Below are 18,981 nucleotides of genomic sequence, written 5' to 3' on the forward strand. Positions count from 1 at the left end.
TGTATGAAACTATCGACCAAAGGGCGTTACGCGATGGTGGCCTTGTCAAGCCTGGCCTTGTCGGGACCGAATGGCCGGGTTTCATTATCGCAGCTTTCCGAAGGCGAGGATATTTCGCTGGCCTATCTCGAACAGATCTTCGTGCGGCTGCGTCGTGCGGGGCTGGTGCAGTCGGTGCGCGGTCCGGGTGGTGGGTACCAACTGGCACGTCCGCCCGCCGAAATCCGCGTGAGCGAGGTGTTCGAGGCGGTGGACGAGAAAGTCTCGGCCATGCATGTGGGGGCAGGAGCCTCGGGCGGGAAATCCGGCACGCGGGCGCAGTCTCTGTCGAACCGTCTGTGGGAAAGCCTTTCGGCGCAGGTCTTCGTCTTTTTGCACCAGACCACGCTGCAGGATGTCATCGGCAACGGGCTCAAACCCTGTCCGGCCGTGCCGTCGCTGTTCTCGGTGGTGGATGATTAAGCGATTTGCGCACACCCCCCTTGCTAACCTGAGTCATAGACTCGGGTTATTGTCTTTTATCCGTTCTGCGCCTATGTCCAAAGCCAGATAACGGCCCATGTTACGGGCGCAGAAGGACATCGTGTCATGGAACGGCTCTATCTCGACTGGAACGCAACCACGCCTCTGCGGGCAGAGGCGAAGGCGGCGATGGTCGAGGCGATGGACCTGCTGGGCAATCCGTCTTCGGTTCATGCCGAGGGGCGGGCCGCGAAATCGCTGATGGAACGTTGCCGTGCGCAGATTGCCCATGCGATTGGTGCCGATGGTCAGGATGTTGTGTTTACCTCCGGCACGACCGAGGCATCGGCGCTGGTGCATGCGGGGCGCGGTATCCATTGCGCCGAGGTCGAGCATGACGCGGTGAAAGCATGGTGCGAGGCCGATCTTGCGGTGGATGGCTATGGTCGTGTGACCGTAGCGGACCCCGCGCGCTCCAGTCTGCAGATTGCCAATTCGGAAACCGGTGTGATTCAGGATCTGCCCGAGGGGCTGTGGTCGACCGACCTGACGCAGGGCTTTGGCAAGATCCCTCTGGCCTTCAACTGGATGGGCGCGACCTGTGGTCTTGTGTCGGCCCATAAGCTGGGCGGGCCCAAAGGGGTGGGGGCGGTGATCCTGAAACAGGGCACCGATCTGGCAGCGGGCCTGAAGGGCGGCGGGCAAGAGATGGGGCGCCGCGCAGGAACGGAAAATCTGATCGGTATCGCCGGATTTGCTGCGGCATCCGAGGCTGCGATGCGCGATCTGGCCAATGGTGTCTGGGAAGAAGTGGCCGAACTTAGAAATATTCTAAAAAAGGCACTGGAAGAGGCTGTCGAAGACGTTTACTTTCCCGGATGGAACGCACCCGCAGACGGGCAGGGTCAGGCAGCAGCGCCTGCGCTTCTGCCCAATACATTGTCGGTGATCAGCCCCGGCTGGAAAGGCGAGACGCAGGTGATGCGGATGGACCTTGCAGGGGTTGCGGTCTCTGCCGGATCGGCCTGCTCGTCGGGTAAGGTTCGGGCCTCTGGCGTGTTGCGCGCTATGGGGTGGGGCGAAGATCTTGCGGGATGTGCGATGCGCGTCTCGCTTGGGCCGGGCATCACGCGCGAGGCGATCGACCGTTTCGTGGAGGCTTGGTCCAAAGCTCGGCGCAAGCATGGCGACAAGCTTCGGGAGCGTATGTGATAGGTCCGCAAGCCAGAGCTTGGTGCGGCGGATTTGGGGAAACGGTCGGCCATGAGCGCGACCAGCAAGATAGGGAATGACACGTGGCAGACGATTTGCAAATCCGCGAGGGCGTCGACCGCGAGACGGTTGAAACGGTCCAGAATATGGGGTCGTATAAATACGGCTGGAATACCGAGATCGAGATGGAATACGCCCCCAAGGGCGTAAACGAGGATATCGTCCGCCTGATTTCTGAAAAGAACGAAGAGCCGGAATGGATGACCGAATGGCGTCTTCAGGCTTTCGCGCGCTGGAAAGAGATGGAAGAGCCCGATTGGGCGCTGCTCAACGTGCCGGAAATCGATTTTCAGGACCAGTATTACTATGCGCGTCCGAAATCGATGGAAACCAAGCCCAAATCGCTCGATGAGGTCGATCCCAAGCTTTTGGCGACCTATGAGAAACTGGGCATCCCGCTGAAAGAACAGATGATCCTTGCCGGTGTGGAAGGTGCCGAAGACTATGACCCGAGCAAGCGTCAGGTCGCCGTGGATGCGGTGTTCGACTCGGTCTCGGTCGGCACGACCTTCAAGGACAAGCTGCGCGAGGCGGGTGTGATCTTCTGCTCGATCTCGGAAGCGATCAAGGAACACCCCGAGCTGGTCAAGAAATATATCGGCTCGGTCGTACCGCAGTCGGATAACTACTATGCCACGCTGAACTCTGCGGTCTTCTCGGATGGGTCCTTCGTGTATATCCCGCCGGGGGTCCGCTGCCCGATGGAGCTGTCGACCTATTTCCGTATCAACGCGGAAAATACGGGGCAGTTCGAGCGCACGCTGATCGTGGCCGACAAGGGCGCCTATGTGTCCTATCTTGAAGGCTGCACCGCGCCGAAACGGGACACCGCCCAGCTGCACGCGGCTGTTGTGGAGATCGTCATCGAGGAAGATGCCGAGGTCAAATATTCGACCGTTCAGAACTGGTTCCCCGGTGACGAGGACGGCAAGGGCGGCATCTATAACTTCGTGACCAAACGCGCCGATTGTCGTGGCGACCGTGCCAAGGTGATGTGGACGCAGGTGGAAACCGGCTCGGCCATCACGTGGAAATACCCGTCCTGCATCCTGCGCGGCGAGGAATCCTCGGGCGAGTTTTACTCGATCGCCATCGCCAATAACTACCAGCAGGCCGATACCGGCACCAAGATGGTCCATCTGGGCAAGAATTCGCGCTCGCGGATCGTGTCCAAGGGGATCTCGGCGGGCAAGGCGCAGAACACCTATCGGGGGCTGGTCTCGATGCACCCGAAAGCGTCCAACTCGCGCAACTACACGCAATGTGACAGCCTGCTGATCGGGTCGGAATGCGGGGCGCATACCGTGCCCTATATCGAGGTCAAGAACAACACGAGCCGCGTTGAACACGAGGCCACCACCTCGAAGGTCGATGACGACCAGCTGTTCTACTGCCGTGCCCGCGGCATGGACGAGGAAGAGGCGGTCGCTCTGGTGGTGAACGGCTTCTGCCGCGAGGTGCTGCAGGCGCTGCCGATGGAGTTCGCGATGGAAGCGCAGTCGCTGGTGGCGATCTCGCTGGAAGGCTCTGTGGGCTAGGGGCGTTGGGCGTTCATGAGCGCATATCTCCTTCCGGTCGTGCTGCTGATCGCGTCCAACGTTTTTATGACGGTGGCGTGGTACGGGCACCTGAAATATTCCACGGCACCGCTTTGGGCCGTGGTGATCATCAGCTGGTCGATTGCCTTTATCGAATACTGGATGGCCGTTCCGGCCAACCGGATCGGGCATCAGGTCTATTCGACGGCACAGCTCAAGACGATCCAGGAGGTCATCACGCTGGTGGTCTTTGTGGGGTTTTCGACCTTCTATCTGAAGGAGCCGCCCAGCCTGACGACCGTCGCGGGATTTGTGCTGATCGGGTTGGGGGCCATGCTGGTCTTCAAGGGATGAGGAGCGCGTCATGATCGTCACCACCACAGCCACGATCGAAGGTCACAAGATCACCGCCTATCACGGCATTGTCGTGGGCGGCCGTTCGGGCGCCTATGAGGCCAAACTTGCCGATGCGCGCGAGGTGGCCTTCAAAGAACTGGAAGAGCGCGCCCGGGCCAAGGGCGCAAACGCAATCGTTGGCGTCGATCTTGATTACGAGGTCGTCGCGGATTCGATGTTGATGGTGTCGGCATCCGGCACGGCTGTCACCATCGACTGAACAGGAAAAAGACTATGCTAGAGATCAAAAACCTGCACGCAGAACTCGAAGAGGGTGGCAAGAAGATCCTCAAGGGTGTGAATCTGACCATCGAAACCGGCAAGGTCCATGCGATCATGGGGCCGAACGGTTCGGGTAAATCGACGCTGTCCTATGTGCTTTCGGGCCGTGACGGCTATGCCGTGACCGAAGGCTCGGCCACGCTTGATGGCGAGAACCTGCTGGAGCAGGAGCCCGAAGAGCGCGCCGCCGAAGGTCTGTTCCTTGCATTCCAGTATCCGGTCGAGATCCCGGGCGTGGGCAATATGACCTTCCTGCGCACGGCCGTGAACGCCCAGCGTAAAGCGCGTGGCGAGGAAGAGTATTCGGCAGGCGAATTCCTGAAGATCGTGCGCGAAAAAGCGAAATCGCTGAAGATCGACGCCGAGATGCTGAAGCGTCCGGTCAATGTGGGCTTCTCGGGCGGTGAGAAAAAGCGCAACGAGATCCTGCAAATGGCGATGCTGGAACCGAAGATGTGCATCCTTGACGAGACCGACTCGGGTCTGGATGTGGACGCTATGAAACTGGTGTCGGACGGCGTGAATGCGCTGCGCTCGGAAGGCCGGTCCTTCCTTGTGATCACCCACTACCAGCGCTTGCTGGACCATATCAAACCCGATGTCGTGCATATCATGGCGGCGGGCCGTATCATCAAGACCGGTGGCCCCGAGCTGGCACTGGAAGTCGAGAAGAACGGCTATTCCGACCTGCTGAAAGAACACGGGATCAGCGAGGTGATGGCCTGATGGCAAGCGCAAAACTCCGCAATCAGGCGCTCAAGGCCGAAGCCTTGACCGCCCGCTTGGCCGCGCTGGATCTGCCCGAAGGCGGGTTCACCGCAGCCGCCCGTGCCGATGCGCTGCAACGGCTGACCGCGATGGGTCTGCCGGGCCGTCGTGATGAATACTGGCGCTGGACCAACCCGACGGGGCTGAACGCGCCGGAGGCACCGAAAGCCGCGCTGTTCAACCCCAAGGACGAGCCCGCGAATTTCGACACGTTCGAGCGCGTGCGTCTGGTCTTTGTCGATGGCGTCTTCAACGAGGATCTGTCGGACGACCTGATCAATGCCGGTGTCGAGATCTCGCGTCTGGCCGAGGCGGATGCCGCCGATATCCATTGGGCGCAGTCGCTTTATGGCAAGCTGGAAGCCGATGGCCAGAAACCGGTCGACCGTCCCTATGCCGCGCTCAATACCGCTGCGGCCAAGGACGGGCTGCTGATCAGGGTCACGGGGCAGGCGGCGAAACCCGTGCATATCGACTACCTGCACGAGGATGACGGCTCCGACGTGATGCTGCACCATGTCGTCAAGCTGGAAGAAGGCTCCGAGATCACCTTGCTGGAAAGCGGTCCTGCGGGCGCGCGTTTCAATATCGTGACCGAGGTCGATGTGGCCAAGGGCGCGAAGTTCCACCATCTGCGCATTCAGGGCCGTTCGCAGGAACGTCTGGCCAATACCCATATCTTCACCCGCGTGGCCGAAGAGGGGCTTTTCAAGTCTTTCACCATGACCTCGAACGGGCAGCTGACGCGCAATGAATGCGTGATCGATATGGTGGGCGACGATGCTGTGGCACATGTGGCGGGTGCCGCTTTGGGCGACGGTCACAAAGGTCCGTTCCACCATGATGATACCGTCTTCATCACGCATGGCGCTCTGCGCGGCGAAAGCCGTCAGGTCTTCAAGAAAGTGCTGAAAAACGGCGCGCATGGCATTTTCCAGGGCAAGATCCTGGTGAAAGAGGGCGCGCAGAAGACCGATGGCTACCAGATCAGCCAGTCGCTTCTTCTGGACGAGGACAGCCAGTTCCTCGCCAAGCCCGAGCTTGAGATCTATGCCGATGACGTAGCCTGTTCGCATGGCTCGACCACCGGTGCGATTGACGAGACCGCACTCTTCTACCTGCGCTCGCGCGGTGTGCCGAAGGCGGTTGCGGTCAATCTGCTGGTCCTGAGCTTCGTGGCCGATGCGGTCGAGGAGATCGAGGACGAGGCCTTGCGCGAAGACGTGCTGTCGCGTCTTGAGGGCTGGCTGGCCCGTCACCGCTCCTGAGCCTGTCGGATGTCGGCTCTTTCGGATATCCTTCGCAGCTATCGCGCACCCCGTCAGGTGGTGCGCGATCACCTGTCGCACGCGCCGTCCGAACCTCGGGCGCTGACCTTTCTGTTGTCGGCGCTGGTGCTGGTTTACATCGCACAATGGCCGGGACTGTCCCGGTTTGCCTTTGAAAACCCCGCTACCCCTTTGCCTGCCCTGATGTTGGGACAGGCGCTGGGGCTGTTGGTGGCCGTGCCGCTTTTCTATCTGGTGGCGCTGATCGCCAGGGGGGTGGCAAAGCTTCTGGGCGGGAAGGGCAGCGGATATGGCGCGCGGATCGCGCTCTTCTGGGCGCTATTGGCGGCCTCGCCGCTGCTGCTCTTGCGCGGGCTGGTCTCTGGCTTTATTGGCGTAGGGCATCAGGCGAATATGGTGGGGGTCGCGACCTTTCTCGTGTTCGTCATATTCTGGATCTCGGGAATGCGCGTCGCCTTCTTCGAGACCACCGCAAAGCGGGGATGATCTTGGAACAGTTTACTTTCAGACAGGCAATTTTAGGCACGATTACCCAGCCGCAATCCGTCGCACGGGCGCTGATTGACTGGAACCCGCCAACGCAGGCGCGCTGGCTGGGGCTGGCGGTTGTGGTGGTGCTCTCCGCCTGTCTTGGCCTGTTCGGTCAGGTGCTGGCCAGCACAATGGTCCCCGATACCGAGCGACTGAGCCTGAACCCCATTCCGATGATCCTGATTCAGGCCGCGATCCTGATCTATGCGGCAGGGGCCATGACCTTTGTCGGGCGGATGGGCAATGGCCACGGTGCTTTCCGCGATGCGCTTTTGCTGATGACATGGGCCGAATTTGTCATGGTCATCCTGCAGGTGGTGCAGCTTGCGCTGATCATGATCCTGCCCTCCGGCCTTGGGGCCACAACCGTTATCCTGCTGACGCTGATGTTCTATTTCATCGTCAATTTCGTGGCGGCTTTGCACGGGTTCCGCAACCTTGCTGTGGTTGCGATCGGCACGATTGTCACGTTCTTTGCCTCGGCCTTCGCGACCGGTCTGGTCCTGATGCTGCTGGGGGTCATGCCGTCGCCCTCGCCATAAGCCAAATCGTTCCGGACGGGTCCCGCTGGGGCCCGTTCCATCTGTTCTATATCCCGTCAGGGGGGCTCCCATGTTCGATGTTCAAACCATCCGCGCCGATTTTCCGATCCTGTCGCGTGAAGTGAACGGCAAACCGCTGGTCTATCTCGATAACGGTGCCTCGGCGCAGAAGCCGCGGGTGGTGATCGATGCGATGACGCGGATGTATGAGGAGGACTATGCCAATGTCCACCGTGGCTTGCATACGCTTTCCAATCTTTCGACCGAGAAATACGAGGGCGTTCGTGGCATCATTGCCCGCTTCCTGAACGCGCCTGACGAGCACGAGATCATCTTTACCACCGGCTCGACCGAGGGGATCAATCTGGTCTCTTATGCATGGGCCGCCCCGCGCCTTCAGGCGGGCGACGAGATCGTGCTGTCGGTTCTGGAACATCACGCCAATATCGTGCCGTGGCATTTCCTGCGCGAACGTCAGGGCGTGGTGCTGAAATGGGTCGAGCCGGAACCCGATGGTTCGCTGCCTGCCGAGAAAGTGCTGGAGGCCGTGGGGCCGCGCACCAAGCTGATTGCCGTCACCCATATGTCGAATGTGCTGGGCACGCTGGTCGATGTGGCCGCCATTTCGAAAGGCGCGCGCGAGAAGGGCGTGCCGGTGCTGGTCGACGGCTCGCAGGCGGCGGTGCATATGCCGGTGGACGTGGCGGCGATCGGCTGCGATTTCTACGCGATCACGGGGCACAAGCTTTACGGGCCCTCGGGGTCTGGCGCGATCTGGATTGCGAAGGACCGTCAGGCCGAGATGCGTCCCTTCCTTGGCGGGGGCGACATGATCGACACGGTGACCCGCGATACGGTGACCTATCACACACCGCCGATGAAATTCGAGGCCGGGACGCCGGGGATCGTGCAGCAATACGGGCTGGGTGTCGCGCTGGACTATCTGATGTCGATCGGCATGAAGACGATCGAGGCGCATGAGCAGGATCTGCGCCGCTACACCGCCGAGAAGCTGCAGGGGTTGAACTGGCTCAACCTGCAAGGCGTGCCCCCAGAGGGCGGTGCCATTTTCTCGATGACGTTGAACGGTCCGGCCCATCCGCATGATATGTCGACGATTCTCGACAAGCGCGGCGTGGCTGTGCGGGCGGGCAGCCATTGTGCCATGCCGCTGATGCAGCATCTGGGGGTCACGGCGACGGCGCGCGCGTCCTTTGCGATGTATAACACCAAAGCCGAAGCCGATGCGCTTGTTTCGGCCCTTGAGCTTTGCCACGATCTTCTGGGGTGAGGCGATTTAATGCAGCGGGCAGGGTGATTTGCCCGTTGCGAAGGTCTTCCGGCTCGGATATACGGACGACAGCACGCACCCATAGCTCAGCTGGATAGAGCGCTGCCCTCCGAAGGCAGAGGCCAGAGGTTCGAATCCTCTTGGGTGCGCCATTAAATCAATCACTTACCAAAATCGTTCTTCGCGCCAAGTCCGTTATAAGTCCGGATTTTGCTAAATTATGCCCGTTTATCGATGGCATCCAGCGCAGATTCTTGGAAGTGCGGGCTGTGATGGCCATAGGTTTTCTCAATGGTCTGGACGCTCGTTCCGAAGTATCCGGCGGTGTCCCAGATGGATGCGCCTTTCTGCAACGTCCATGTGATCGCGGTATGCTTCAGGGTGTGCGGGGTGATGTCAGATAGGTTGATTCGCACTCCACAGTTCCAAGCCATCTTCTGGCCAAGTTCACAGGCGCCCCGATCTCGGTGGGCAGGAGGGCTGGCGGGCTGGGCCTCGCCTCCTTTTCATTTCGCGTCTGGTCCCCGACAGACACAAAGGACGCCTTTGGGTTGAGGATGGTCTTTATTCGGGGCGCTTACGATGGGGGTGGCTCTGTTTTTCGATCTGCGGAACCGGGTGGCAGGGTGAGAAGGGTGAGGCATCCCACCACCAGTGCCACGCCGACCCAGCCCAAGGGAGGGAGGTGTTCGCCGACGACGAGAATGGCCAGAATGGCGGCGATGACGGGTTCGAGGAGGGTGATGGTCGTGGCTGTGCTGGCCTCGACATGGGCGAGGCCGTAGCCGAAGCAGAGATAGCCCAGAAACATGGGCACGGCGGCCATATAAAGCCCTACAGCGGCATTCGACCAAGACATAAGAAACGCGCCGCCCGTGCCCAGAAGGACCGGCATCAGAAGCACCCCGCCCAAGCCGAACGTGGCGCCCATCGCGACAGAGGAGGGCAGCCCCCGCAGCATCATACGACGTGCGGTCCAGGCATAAAGCCCGTAAGTCAGCCCTCCCAAGATGCCCAGCAGGATGCCGATGATCGTGTCATGCCCTTTGTCCAGCGGGGTATCGGGCAGTTGTTCTGCCAGACAAATCAACGTCATGCCGAGCAATCCGACCGCGGCGCTGATGCCCCAGCGCAGGCTCAGCCGTGTTTTGTCGAACGCATATTCGATCAGCGCGGAGAGCAGCGGGGCCGAGCCGATCGTGACCACCGTGCCCACTGTGACACCGGCAAGCCGCATCGCGCCGTAAAAGGCCAGCGGATAGATGGCCACCGCCAGAGCGCCTGCCACAAGCAGGGTCCGGTCTGCCCAGAGGGCGGGGGCGGCGCGGTTGATCCCGCGCACGGCCAGAAGGGCCTGTGCAATGCCGCCGATCCCCATTGCGGCCGCGCCGATTGCGGCGGCGCTGACATCGGGGGCGAAGGTTGCAGCGGTGCCGGTGGTGCCCCATACACAGGCCGCAAAGAGAATGGCCGCGACGCCCTTGCCATAGCTTGCGCTCATCTCACAGCCTCTCCAGCAGGTCGGTGATCAGGGCTTTGGCGCGTATCATCTGCGCATTGTGGCCTTCAAGGCCTGCCCGCATCATCGCGCCCTCCAGCAGAAAGGCGATATGGGCGGTCAGTGCGGCGGCCCGATCCGGCGTTTCGGGCAGCATGGCCTGAAGATGCTGCGCCAGAATGGCTTCGACCTGTTCTTTATGGCGGCGCACGGCGTCCCGTGCAGGGTCGCCAGCCTCCAGTTCGGCGGCGGCATTCAGCAATCCGCAGCCGCGAAAACCGCGCTCATAGGCCTGTTCGGCATGATCCTGATAGGCCTCGAACACGGCCAGAACCCGCGCGCGCGGATCTACGGCCTGCGCCAGTCGCCGATCGTAAAGGGCCAGCCATTCGGCGTGGCGGGCCTCGATATACTGGCCGACAAGATCCGCTTTCGAGGTGAAGTTGTTGTAGAGGCTTTTCTTTGCGACGCCTGCGCGGGTGATGATCGCGTCGATCCCCGTGCCGTTGATGCCGTGACTGTAAAAGAGCTCCATCGCCGCCTGCAGGAGGCGGTCATGGGCGGTGTGTCCGGTTCGGGGGTGGGGCATCACGCGGCGACCTCCTTGAAGGTAGGTCGATTGGTATACCTGCTTCCGGTCCGCCGCAAGACGCAAAGCCTTCCCCCGCGACAAGGGGCGCCTGTCACAAGACAGGGGCTTGGCCGTAGGCAGGCCGTGTATCAGGCGATGTCAGGAAAAGGGGGGGGCGAATGGGCGCGGGGCTGTTACGACGGTGTGAACCCCGCGCCCGAAACTCGTTACATCATCAATATGGGCCGGGGTCGGCGATCTTTCAATCGCGACATTGGTCGATTTCACAAGCCCCCCGAAACCTGGTGCGGCCTTGCCGGTGCCAGGTTTCGGAGCCGGTCCTGATGGCCTGCAAGCAGAGCGGCTGCGGAATGGGCCTTCCGGAGATCAGCCGTCAGATCTTGCAGGAAAACAAGGTAAGGGCAGGCGCGGTCTGGGCCGCACCCGATACTCGTTATGCAAAACACGTTACCCGCTTATAATATACAGATGAAATATATAAATCAATAATTGGATTGAATGCGCCAATTTATTTGATTGATGTTTTGTATATGCATCTTTATTGCCGGTTCTGGAACAGAATGGGCATGCCATATTGTGCGTCTCGGAGGGAGCTCGCCATCATGCAGGTTGCATATACATTTGTTTGTCTTGATGCCTCGGGGAACCGCTACACGGTTCAGGCATGGCGGGCGCGCGTGATGCGGACATTGCCCTCTGGCCGAGATCTCAGTCTGGGCGGTCCGGTCAAATACACGCTCGAAGATGGCACGAAGGTTATCCAGAAGGCCGATGGGGCCTATCTTGTCGAGCGCGTGCCCACCATCGAGATTTTCCGCGACCGGAGGGCAGTCTAGCACCGCGCAGCCGATCCCGCACCGGTCGCGAGAGGGCGGGCTTCATGCAGGCCGCGCGCCAACGGGGAAGGGGCTTGCCGGCTTGGGAATGCCCCGTTATGAGACGGCGCTGCCCTCCGGCATGGTCCGCCGGATGTCCTGACTGTCCCGCGCCTTGCCGCGCCTTTCTGCGAGAGAGCGAATGTCCTATTCCCACGCGCCCTATACCCGCCCCGGCTTTTACGCGGATATGCTGGCCAAAGGCATGCATCGCGATATCGTCGGTGGGCGCTGGGAAGAGACCGGCGAGCGGCAGATGGAGATTATCGAAGAGGCCGGAGTGCTGCCGCATCACCACCTGCTGGATATCGGGGCGGGGCCGCTGCGTCTGGGCTGCAAGGTGGTCGAGTATCTCGACCCCGGCCATTACTGGGCAACGGATGCCTCACGCGCGCTGATGCTGGTCGGGCATGGGCGTGAACTGGTCGATCCGGCGCGTCTGGACCCTGCGCAACTGGTCGAGGATAGCGGTTTCGAATTTCCGGATATCCCCGAACGCATCACCCATGCGATCGCCTTCGGGGTGTTTCCGCATCTGCCGCCCGAAAATCTGGCCATATGCCTGCGCAATCTGCAGCGGCTCCCGCAGCTCGAACTGTTCATGTTCACGGTGTTTCTGCGTCCCGACGAGATAGAGGCGGAGCTGCCCTATCGTCAGCGGGACGGGGTGGTGACCCATGCAGCGCGTGCTCCCCATGACATGCGGGCCGGGACCGTTCACGGGATGGCCCGCGACACCGGCTGGTCGCTGCGCGAGGACCCGAAGAAGCTGCCGCGCGGGCAGATCCTGTTTCACGCCCGTCGTGTTGGCTAAAGTCGTATTGGCTCAAAGAGCGGGCTGGCTGGACGGCTGGGCTGGTTGAAAGGCGCAGCCCCGCGCCGTTGCGCAGCCCCGCGCCGTTGCGGCGCCCTGTGGCCCCTGCACAGGGTCTGCGCGCCTGTGCCTGTTTCATTTGCGCCCGAAGCTGCCACATTTCTCCCCAGCAAATGATGCCATGATGGAGCGCCAAGATGAGCTGGAACCCGATTCTCGATGCCGATATCCCGATTGGCGATGCCGTGGATCTGGTCGATATGGAGATCGTGCCACGGGCGCGTGATCTTGGGTCTTTCGAGGTGCGGCGCGCGCTGCCTTCGGCCAAGCGGCAGATGGTGGGACCGTTCATCTTCTTTGACGAGATCGGGCCGGTCGAATTCCTGTCGGGTCAGAAGGGGGTGGATATCCGTCCGCACCCGCATATCGGTCTGGGCACGGTCACCTATCTGCTGCAGGGGCGGCTGCATCATCGCGATTCCCTCGGGACCGATCAGTGGATTACCCCCGGTGCGGTGAACTGGATGAATGCGGGCCACGGGATCACCCATTCCGAACGCACAGATGAAGACCTGCGTGTGACCGGAGATACGATGTTCGGCATCCAGACCTGGGTCGCGCTTCCCAAGGATGCAGAGGATCACGCGCCGGAATTCGTGCATTCGGAGGCGGGGACGCTGCCCGAGCTGGAGGCCGAAGGCAAGAGAGTGACGCTGGTGCTGGGCGAGGCTTGGGGCGCGAAAGCGCCGCTGAAGATGCCGTCGGAACTGTTTTACGCCGATGCCGAGCTTGCCGCAGGGGCGGCCTTGCCCTTGCCCGACAATCACGAGGATCGCGGCGTCTATGTGCTGCGCGGGCAGGTGCGCGTGGGCGATGCGACCTATGAGGCGGGGCGGATGCTGATTTTCCGTCCCGGGGACCGGATCTCGCTGCGGGCGGGGACGCAGGGCGCGCGGCTTATGGTGCTGGGGGGTGCGACGCTGGAAGGTCCGCGCTATATCTGGTGGAATTTCGTGGCCTCCTCGAAAGAACGGATCGAGGCCGCCAAAGAGGCTTGGCGGGCGGGCGACTGGATGCATGGGCGATTCCGCCTGCCGCCGACGGATCGCGACGAGTTTATCCCGCTGCCGGAGTGATCCGGTTATGAAGGGGGCGGGCACCGGACAGATTTCTGGCGGAAATCTCTTCTGATTCCCGCAGGGTCAGTGCCGCGCTGGCCCCCATGAAGGGGCGGCAACGCCTTGAACACGCGTTGTTTTCAAAGGTTTCCAACGGCGCGCGGCGGGGATTTCGTGTTTTTTTGAAAAGAATGCGAAACCGTGCTTGACGGGCGCGATACTGGCCCGTATTACCCACCCCACGCTCCGGGCGATGCCGGAGAGGATGAGAGCGGTTGTAGCTCAGTTGGTTAGAGTATCGGCCTGTCACGCCGAGGGTCGCGGGTTCGAGCCCCGTCAACCGCGCCATCATCCTCACTCAAGTCGCCCAAAGCCGAAACATATGCGCGGTTGTAGCTCAGTTGGTTAGAGTATCGGCCTGTCACGCCGAGGGTCGCGGGTTCGAGCCCCGTCAACCGCGCCACTGTTTCGGAATTGGAGTTTGGAGATGCTGTGCGGTTGTAGCTCAGTTGGTTAGAGTATCGGCCTGTCACGCCGAGGGTCGCGGGTTCGAGCCCCGTCAACCGCGCCACCATCTTCCCGTCATCAGGCACCCTTCGGGGTGCCTTTGTCGTTTTAGGCTTCTTTTGCACCGGACGGGCCGCTATATGCGGAGTGTCACAAAAGGAGTAGACGGATGAAAGATGCGTTGGATGCAAAGCAGCTGATCGACACCCTCGGTGCCGCTGCCCGTGAGGCCGCAAGAGAGCTGGCCTTCGCACCAGCGCCTCAGAAGACCCAAGCCCTTGAAGCCGCCGCCGATACTGTCTGGGCACGCCGCGCCGAGATCATCGCGGCCAATGCCGAGGATCTGGCCTATGGCGCGGCCAAAGGTCTGACGCCGGCCATGATGGACCGCCTCAAGCTGGACGAGGCGGGGATCGAGGGGATCTGCAAGGGCCTGCGCACCATTGCCGCGCAGGACGATCCCGTGGGCGCCGTGATCACCGAATGGGACCGCCCCACAGGGTTGCATATCCAGCGCGTGCGCACGCCTCTGGGGGTGATCGGGGTCATCTATGAATCGCGCCCCAATGTGACGGCCGATGCGGGCGCGCTCTGCCTCAAATCCGGCAATGCCGTGATTTTGCGTGGCGGGTCCGAAAGCTTCCATTCCTCGCGCGCGATCCATGCCTGTCTGGTCGAGGGGCTGAAGGCCGCAGGCCTGCCCGAAGCCGCGATCCAGCTTGTGCCCACCCGCGACCGTGACGCCGTGGCCGCCATGCTGCAGGCGGTCGAGTATATCGACGTGATCGTGCCGCGCGGCGGCAAGGGGCTGGTGGGGCTGGTGCAACGCGAGGCGCGCGTGCCGGTTTTTGCGCATCTGGAGGGCATCTGCCACATCTATGTCGATGGTAGCGCCGATCTGGAGAAAGCCCGCCGTGTGGTCCTCAATGCCAAGACCCGCCGCACCGGTATCTGCGGCGCGATGGAATGTCTGCTGATCGATCAGGGTTTCTGGGCAAAACATGGCGATGTGCTGATCCGCGATCTTCTGGCCAAAGGCGTAGAAGTGCGCGGGCAGGGGGATCTTCTGGCGACCGAGGGGGTGGTGGAAGCCGCCGATGACGATTACGGGCGCGAGTTCCTTGACATGATCTGCGCCGCGAAAATCGTGGACGGGGTGGATGGCGCGATTGCCCATATCCGCCGCTACGGCTCGAACCATACCGAGGCCATCATCGCCGAGGATCCGGCCCCCGTCGCGCGCTTTTTCCAGCGGCTCGATAGCGCGATCCTGATGCATAATGCCTCGACCCAGTTTGCCGATGGTGGCGAATTCGGGATGGGGGCCGAGATCGGGATTGCCACCGGCAAGATGCATGCGCGCGGGCCTGTGGGGGCCGAACAGCTGACCTCGTTCAAATATCTTGTGACGGGCGACGGCACGATCCGCGCCTAGGCAAAGGGGTGGCCCCGGGAAAACGGCAGGTATCGGAGAACGCCTGACGGATGCGCCGCGCCATTCGGCTCGCACGGGTCAGGCGGATCGCACGGGGCAGGTATCGTGCGGCCGGATATGCCCCCCGTTTTTATGGCAGCACTCTCCTACGGTGCTGGCAGGCAGCCGGAGGCCGCGCTTGCGGGCAGGTGACATGAGAGAGATATATCGCTTCGACCATCTATGGGACGGGATCGTGGAAATCGGTCCCGAAGGGTTGGTCTATGAACTGCCCGTGGCGTCGGGGCATGTCGACAAGATCTTCAGGTTTGCGATCTCGGAGGCGGCTTTCGCACGGATGAAGGCCGACCCCGAGCGACGGATCTTTCTGCAGGCGTTTTTGCACAGCCTCTACCAGATGCGTCCCGTGACGCAGCAGGTGACTGTGGATCACCATATCGACCTGATCCTGTCGGGCGATCCGGCGCGGGTGGAGGAGGTGCTGAACCGGCAGGAGGCGCGGGATTGCGGCGCGGTGTCCAATATGGTGCGGATCCTCACAGGCCGTGATCCGGCACCAATGCGGCAGGGAACGTGGTTTGCGCAGGGCCGCGGCACGGCACGGCCCTGTAGCTCGGGCGGCTGATCAGAAGCTCATCCGTGCTTCGGTCTCGTTGATCTGCCAGTCGATATGGCGGCCATATGTCTCGGCTTCGCGCGGCAGCAGGATGAACTGCACCTGCGCAGGGCGCAGATCTGCCGGAGCGTGGCCCGCAAGCGCCTGCCAGAGCGCGTCATCGGGTTTGGTGCGCCGCGTTTCCGCAACCAGATGCCATTCGCCATTATGTTCGGTAATCACCAGACGCCCGCCGAAGGGCAGCGCGGTTTCCATACACAGAATCGCCAGATAGGCCATTTTGACCAGATGGCGCGGCTGGTCCCCGTCAACCTGCCAGTCGAATTTCGTGCGCCCGGTCGCCGACATCTCGGACAGAAGGCTGCGGATTTCGTTCTGGCTGACGCGCTGTTCGGTATTGGCCTGCCCGAAGGCCACACGGAAGAATTTCACGCGCGCATTCGCGGCACTGACGCTTTCGGCGATCAGTTGCATTTCCGGACTCATCGCGCCGCCCGACATGGCCAGCAATTCTACCCCATTGCTGATTGCGCCCAAAGGGCTGATAAGGTCATGACACAGGCGCGACCCGACAAGGGCCACAAGATCGGCCTCGGAAGGTTCGGCGCTGGCGTCAGAGGGAAGCAACGGAGAAGACAGGGCAGTCATGAACGAATTCCTTGAGCCGGGGATGTTGGTCCGGAACCCGAAAGCGCCGGAATGGGGTGTGGGTCAGGTGCAATCGCGCATAGGCGACAAGATCACTGTCAATTTCCGCGAAGCGGGTAAACAGGTGATTGACGGGCGCTTCATTGCTTTGACTCTCGTTATTGAAGATTAAAGTTGATGAAAGGTTAACGTGAAAGGGGGCCGCTTGGGTATTCTTTCTTTGCCAGCCGTCCTTGCCGGACTTGCCTTTTGGCGGGTGGCTCGCCACAACAGGCGCAAGGCGTGACCCTGCTGAGAAGTGACCGGAAGAAAACATGATGGAAAGCAGTCGTTTAGAGATCCGTCTTGCGGCCAGTCAGGAGGATCTTCTTGCGTCGCAACGACTACGCTATCAGGTCTTTGTAACCGAATTGGGGGGCGGGGGCGAGATGGTGGACCATGCCCGCCAGCTGGAATGCGATGCTTTCGACCCCGTTTACGATCATTTGCTTTTGGTGGACCCCGAGAGGGATCCGGCCAGTCTGGCGCATGTGGTGGGGGTCTACCGGTTGCTGCGGTCGGAGCGGGCAGAGGCGTTCGGGCGCTATTATTGCGATGCCGAATACGACCTGACGCCGCTCAGGGCTTTGGGGCGGCCGATGCTGGAGCTGGGGCGCTCCTGCGTGCATCCCGATCACCGCGGGGGGGCGGCCATGTTTCTGCTGTGGAACGGTCTGGCGGAATATGTGCTCACGCATGGGATCGAGATCCTGTTCGGTGTGGCGTCTTTTCATGGCACCGATATCGCGGCGCTCAGGATGCCTCTGGCGTGGTTGCACCATCATCACCTTGCGCCCGCCGGATTACGGGCACGGGCGCAGGAGCGGGCTTTCCAGCCTATGAATCTGGTCCCGCCCGACGCGCTTGACCGGCGGCAGGCCATGACGGCCATGCCCAATCTGATCAAATCCTATCTCAAGCTTGGCGGCTATGTCGGCGAGGGGGCGTTTGTGGATCATGCGTTCAATACGACCGATGTGCTGGTGATGATGGATACCAAAGCCATGAGCGGGAAACATCGCAGCTTCTATACCCGCAGGGCGCCTCTATGAGCCCGCCGTCTCCGACATGGGAGGGCGGACCGCCGCCCGCATTGCCGCCCGCGCGGGCCGGAGACCGCTGGCGCCTGGTCGGGCGGCTGCTGGCTTTGGGCCTGTGCCTTGCGACCGGTCTGCTTGTGCTGGGGCTGGTTTCTGCGGCGGAGCGGCTCTGCGGCAGGCGCGACAGGCGCTGGTCAGCCCATGTGCCGCGTCTGGTGTCGCGGGCGGCGGTGGCGATACTGGGGATTGCCTATCACGTCGAAGGGCGGCCCATGACCCATCCGGGCGCGGTGGTGGCCAATCACGGATCATGGCTGGATATTCTGGCACTGAATGCGGCGGTGAATGTGTTCTTTGTGGCAAAGGCCGAGGTGGCGGGCTGGCCGGGCATTGGCGGACTGGCGCGGGCGGCAGGCACCGTCTTTATCCGCCGCGACCGTCGCGAGGCGGCCCAGCAGGCGCAGCTTTTTGAAGACCGTATCCGCGCGGGCCATCGCCTACTGTTTTTCCCAGAAGGCACTTCCACCGACACACAACGAATTCTTCCTTTCAAATCAACGCTTTTTCAGGCGTTCTTTACCGAGGATCTGAAAGAGCGCATGTGGGTCCAGCCCGTGACCCTGCGCTATATCGCCCCCGAGGGGGAGGATCCGCGGTTTTATGGCTGGTGGGGCGATATGCCCTTGGGGCCGCATCTGCGCAAAGTGCTGGTGGCAAAACGTGGCGGGCGGATCGTGCTGGATTTCCATCCGGCGCTGCGCGTCAGGGATCAGGCCAATCGCAAAAGCCTCGCGGCCGCCTGCGAGGAGGCCGTGCGGCATGGCGGCCTAGCCCTCTGAGGCCGGAGCCGCCTTCGGCCCAGCGTTCTCTGCCTGCGCACGGTAATGACGCAGCACGAACAGCCGGATAGCGGTGGCCAGCCCCATCTCCATGCCACGGGCCACATCAATCTCGGCGGCCAGCGCGTTGATCCCCTGATCCCTGTCGCGCGCAATGTCGCGGAATGCCTGCCAGAACTCTTCTTCCAGCGTCACCGATGTGCGGTGTCGGCCCAGGGTCAGCGAATGCTTGCGCGGGCGGCTCATGGGGTGGGGTCCGCCTTGGGCGGTGTGATCTTGTGGCCATCCAGATGGCGCGAGGCGGCGCTTTCGCTGGCCTCGTCACGGGCGCGCTCGGCTTTGCTGCGCCCGAATTTCACCGCATTGGCATCCGCCTGTGCGCGCTTTTCGGCACGGGCCTTGGCTTTGCGGAACTGGTTGAGATTGGTGACATTGCTCATGGGGTGATTTTGCCATGCTTCGGCAGCGCTGAAAAGGCCCAACCCATAGCGCCCGCTTCCGCCGCTCTTGCAGCGGGCAAACATATATTGCGCCTGCGCTTTTTGCCGTTGAAATGATGCAGATCAAATGGACTTTTGCGGATTGCCGT

Annotated in this window: 23 protein-coding genes and 4 tRNA genes; 22 read left to right on the forward strand and 5 right to left on the reverse strand. The window is 61.7% G+C overall.

The annotated features are described in order from the left end of the window. Window positions 1–3 precede the first annotated feature (3 nt). From RPE78_RS11765 to RPE78_RS11815, 11 genes are all read left to right on the forward strand, one after another. Window positions 4–462 carry an Rrf2 family transcriptional regulator gene (locus RPE78_RS11765; RefSeq protein ID WP_339107168.1) on the forward strand — a complete coding sequence of 153 codons (459 nt, stop codon included), beginning with the start codon at window positions 4–6 and terminating at the stop codon, window positions 460–462. A gap of 126 nt (window positions 463–588) precedes the next feature. After that, window positions 589–1,674, forward strand: coding sequence for a cysteine desulfurase family protein (locus RPE78_RS11770; RefSeq protein ID WP_406720648.1), 1,086 nt, complete (start codon window positions 589–591; stop codon window positions 1,672–1,674). 83 nt (window positions 1,675–1,757) lie between these two features. Further along, window positions 1,758–3,272, forward strand: coding sequence for a Fe-S cluster assembly protein SufB (sufB, locus tag RPE78_RS11775; protein WP_406720649.1), 1,515 nt, complete (start codon window positions 1,758–1,760; stop codon window positions 3,270–3,272). Window positions 3,273–3,287: 15 nt separating this feature from the next. After that, entirely contained in the window at window positions 3,288–3,626 is a 339-nt protein-coding gene (locus tag RPE78_RS11780; protein ID WP_406720650.1) for a DMT family protein, read from the forward strand. 10 nt (window positions 3,627–3,636) lie between these two features. Further along, window positions 3,637–3,888: a heavy metal-binding domain-containing protein gene (locus RPE78_RS11785; protein ID WP_406720651.1), complete on the forward strand. Its 252-nt coding sequence runs from the start codon at window positions 3,637–3,639 to the stop codon at window positions 3,886–3,888. A gap of 14 nt (window positions 3,889–3,902) precedes the next feature. Continuing rightward, window positions 3,903–4,676: a Fe-S cluster assembly ATPase SufC gene (gene sufC / locus RPE78_RS11790; RefSeq protein WP_339107173.1), complete on the forward strand. Its 774-nt coding sequence runs from the start codon at window positions 3,903–3,905 to the stop codon at window positions 4,674–4,676. Beyond that, a complete protein-coding gene (locus RPE78_RS11795) occupies window positions 4,676–5,986 on the forward strand; it encodes a SufD family Fe-S cluster assembly protein (RefSeq protein WP_339107174.1) in 1,311 nt (436 codons plus the stop codon). The genes sufC and RPE78_RS11795 overlap by 1 nt, the downstream gene beginning before the upstream one ends. 9 nt (window positions 5,987–5,995) lie before the next feature. Further along, window positions 5,996–6,493: a YIP1 family protein gene (locus RPE78_RS11800; RefSeq protein ID WP_339107175.1), complete on the forward strand. Its 498-nt coding sequence runs from the start codon at window positions 5,996–5,998 to the stop codon at window positions 6,491–6,493. A gap of 2 nt (window positions 6,494–6,495) precedes the next feature. Next, complete coding sequence (locus RPE78_RS11805) at window positions 6,496–7,080, forward strand: YIP1 family protein (RefSeq protein ID WP_339107176.1); 585 nt, start codon at window positions 6,496–6,498, stop codon at window positions 7,078–7,080. 70 nt (window positions 7,081–7,150) lie between these two features. Further along, a complete protein-coding gene (locus RPE78_RS11810; protein ID WP_339107177.1) occupies window positions 7,151–8,371 on the forward strand; it encodes a cysteine desulfurase in 1,221 nt (406 codons plus the stop codon). Window positions 8,372–8,446: 75 nt separating this feature from the next. Beyond that, window positions 8,447–8,523 (forward strand) — tRNA-Arg (locus tag RPE78_RS11815). A gap of 425 nt (window positions 8,524–8,948) precedes the next feature. Here the strand turns inward: RPE78_RS11815 and RPE78_RS11820 are convergent. Together RPE78_RS11820 and RPE78_RS11825 are read right to left on the reverse strand one after the other, a co-directional pair. Beyond that, window positions 8,949–9,872, reverse strand: a complete 924-nt coding sequence (locus RPE78_RS11820; protein WP_406720652.1) for a DMT family transporter — start codon at window positions 9,870–9,872, stop codon at window positions 8,949–8,951. A 1-nt stretch (window position 9,873) separates the two neighbouring features. Beyond that, entirely contained in the window at window positions 9,874–10,458 is a 585-nt protein-coding gene (locus RPE78_RS11825) for a TetR/AcrR family transcriptional regulator (RefSeq protein WP_406720653.1), read from the reverse strand. A gap of 605 nt (window positions 10,459–11,063) precedes the next feature. On the opposite strand from RPE78_RS11825, the gene RPE78_RS11830 reads away from it, so the two are divergent. The 8 genes from RPE78_RS11830 to RPE78_RS11865 all read left to right on the forward strand — a co-directional run bounded on the left by RPE78_RS11830 (window position 11,064) and on the right by RPE78_RS11865 (window position 15,835). Beyond that, entirely contained in the window at window positions 11,064–11,297 is a 234-nt protein-coding gene (locus tag RPE78_RS11830; RefSeq protein WP_406720654.1) for a hypothetical protein, read from the forward strand. Between the two features lie 181 nt (window positions 11,298–11,478). Then, entirely contained in the window at window positions 11,479–12,150 is a 672-nt protein-coding gene (locus tag RPE78_RS11835; RefSeq protein WP_406720655.1) for a class I SAM-dependent methyltransferase, read from the forward strand. Between the two features lie 197 nt (window positions 12,151–12,347). Continuing rightward, entirely contained in the window at window positions 12,348–13,286 is a 939-nt protein-coding gene (locus RPE78_RS11840; protein WP_339107182.1) for a pirin family protein, read from the forward strand. Between the two features lie 253 nt (window positions 13,287–13,539). Continuing rightward, window positions 13,540–13,616, forward strand: a tRNA-Asp gene (locus tag RPE78_RS11845). 38 nt (window positions 13,617–13,654) lie between these two features. Beyond that, window positions 13,655–13,731: transfer RNA gene (locus RPE78_RS11850), tRNA-Asp, on the forward strand. A 31-nt stretch (window positions 13,732–13,762) separates the two neighbouring features. Further along, window positions 13,763–13,839: transfer RNA gene (locus RPE78_RS11855), tRNA-Asp, on the forward strand. 105 nt (window positions 13,840–13,944) lie between these two features. Continuing rightward, window positions 13,945–15,210, forward strand: a complete 1,266-nt coding sequence (locus RPE78_RS11860) for a glutamate-5-semialdehyde dehydrogenase (protein ID WP_406720656.1) — start codon at window positions 13,945–13,947, stop codon at window positions 15,208–15,210. Between the two features lie 193 nt (window positions 15,211–15,403). Further along, window positions 15,404–15,835, forward strand: coding sequence for a hypothetical protein (locus tag RPE78_RS11865; protein ID WP_406720657.1), 432 nt, complete (start codon window positions 15,404–15,406; stop codon window positions 15,833–15,835). Here the strand turns inward: RPE78_RS11865 and RPE78_RS11870 are convergent, their stop codons facing one another. After that, window positions 15,836–16,474 (reverse strand): histidine phosphotransferase family protein, encoded by a 639-nt coding sequence (locus tag RPE78_RS11870; protein WP_406720658.1) that lies wholly within the window; start codon window positions 16,472–16,474, stop codon window positions 15,836–15,838. On the opposite strand from RPE78_RS11870, the gene RPE78_RS11875 reads away from it, so the two are divergent. The 3 genes from RPE78_RS11875 to RPE78_RS11885 all read left to right on the forward strand — a co-directional run bounded on the left by RPE78_RS11875 (window position 16,473) and on the right by RPE78_RS11885 (window position 18,392). Further along, the gene (locus RPE78_RS11875; RefSeq protein ID WP_339107186.1) at window positions 16,473–16,646 is read left to right on the forward strand and encodes a DUF3553 domain-containing protein; all 174 of its coding nucleotides are present in this window, start codon (window positions 16,473–16,475) and stop codon (window positions 16,644–16,646) included. The genes RPE78_RS11870 and RPE78_RS11875 overlap by 2 nt on opposite strands. 142 nt (window positions 16,647–16,788) lie before the next feature. Then, the gene (locus RPE78_RS11880; protein WP_406720659.1) at window positions 16,789–17,565 is read left to right on the forward strand and encodes a GNAT family N-acetyltransferase; all 777 of its coding nucleotides are present in this window, start codon (window positions 16,789–16,791) and stop codon (window positions 17,563–17,565) included. Beyond that, window positions 17,562–18,392, forward strand: coding sequence for a lysophospholipid acyltransferase family protein (locus RPE78_RS11885; protein ID WP_406720660.1), 831 nt, complete (start codon window positions 17,562–17,564; stop codon window positions 18,390–18,392). Before RPE78_RS11880 ends, RPE78_RS11885 begins: the two co-directional genes overlap by 4 nt. Here RPE78_RS11885 and RPE78_RS11890 read toward each other — a convergent pair. Together RPE78_RS11890 and RPE78_RS11895 are read right to left on the reverse strand one after the other, a co-directional pair. Continuing rightward, window positions 18,381–18,638 carry a ribbon-helix-helix domain-containing protein gene (locus tag RPE78_RS11890; RefSeq protein WP_339107188.1) on the reverse strand — a complete coding sequence of 86 codons (258 nt, stop codon included), beginning with the start codon at window positions 18,636–18,638 and terminating at the stop codon, window positions 18,381–18,383. The genes RPE78_RS11885 and RPE78_RS11890 overlap by 12 nt on opposite strands. Then, window positions 18,635–18,832 (reverse strand): DUF4169 family protein, encoded by a 198-nt coding sequence (locus tag RPE78_RS11895; RefSeq protein ID WP_406720661.1) that lies wholly within the window; start codon window positions 18,830–18,832, stop codon window positions 18,635–18,637. Before RPE78_RS11895 ends, RPE78_RS11890 begins: the two co-directional genes overlap by 4 nt. Between the last annotated feature and the right edge of the window lie 149 nt (window positions 18,833–18,981).

Source organism: Thioclava litoralis, from assembly GCF_045278885.1.
Lineage (GTDB): Bacteria > Pseudomonadota > Alphaproteobacteria > Rhodobacterales > Rhodobacteraceae > Thioclava > Thioclava litoralis.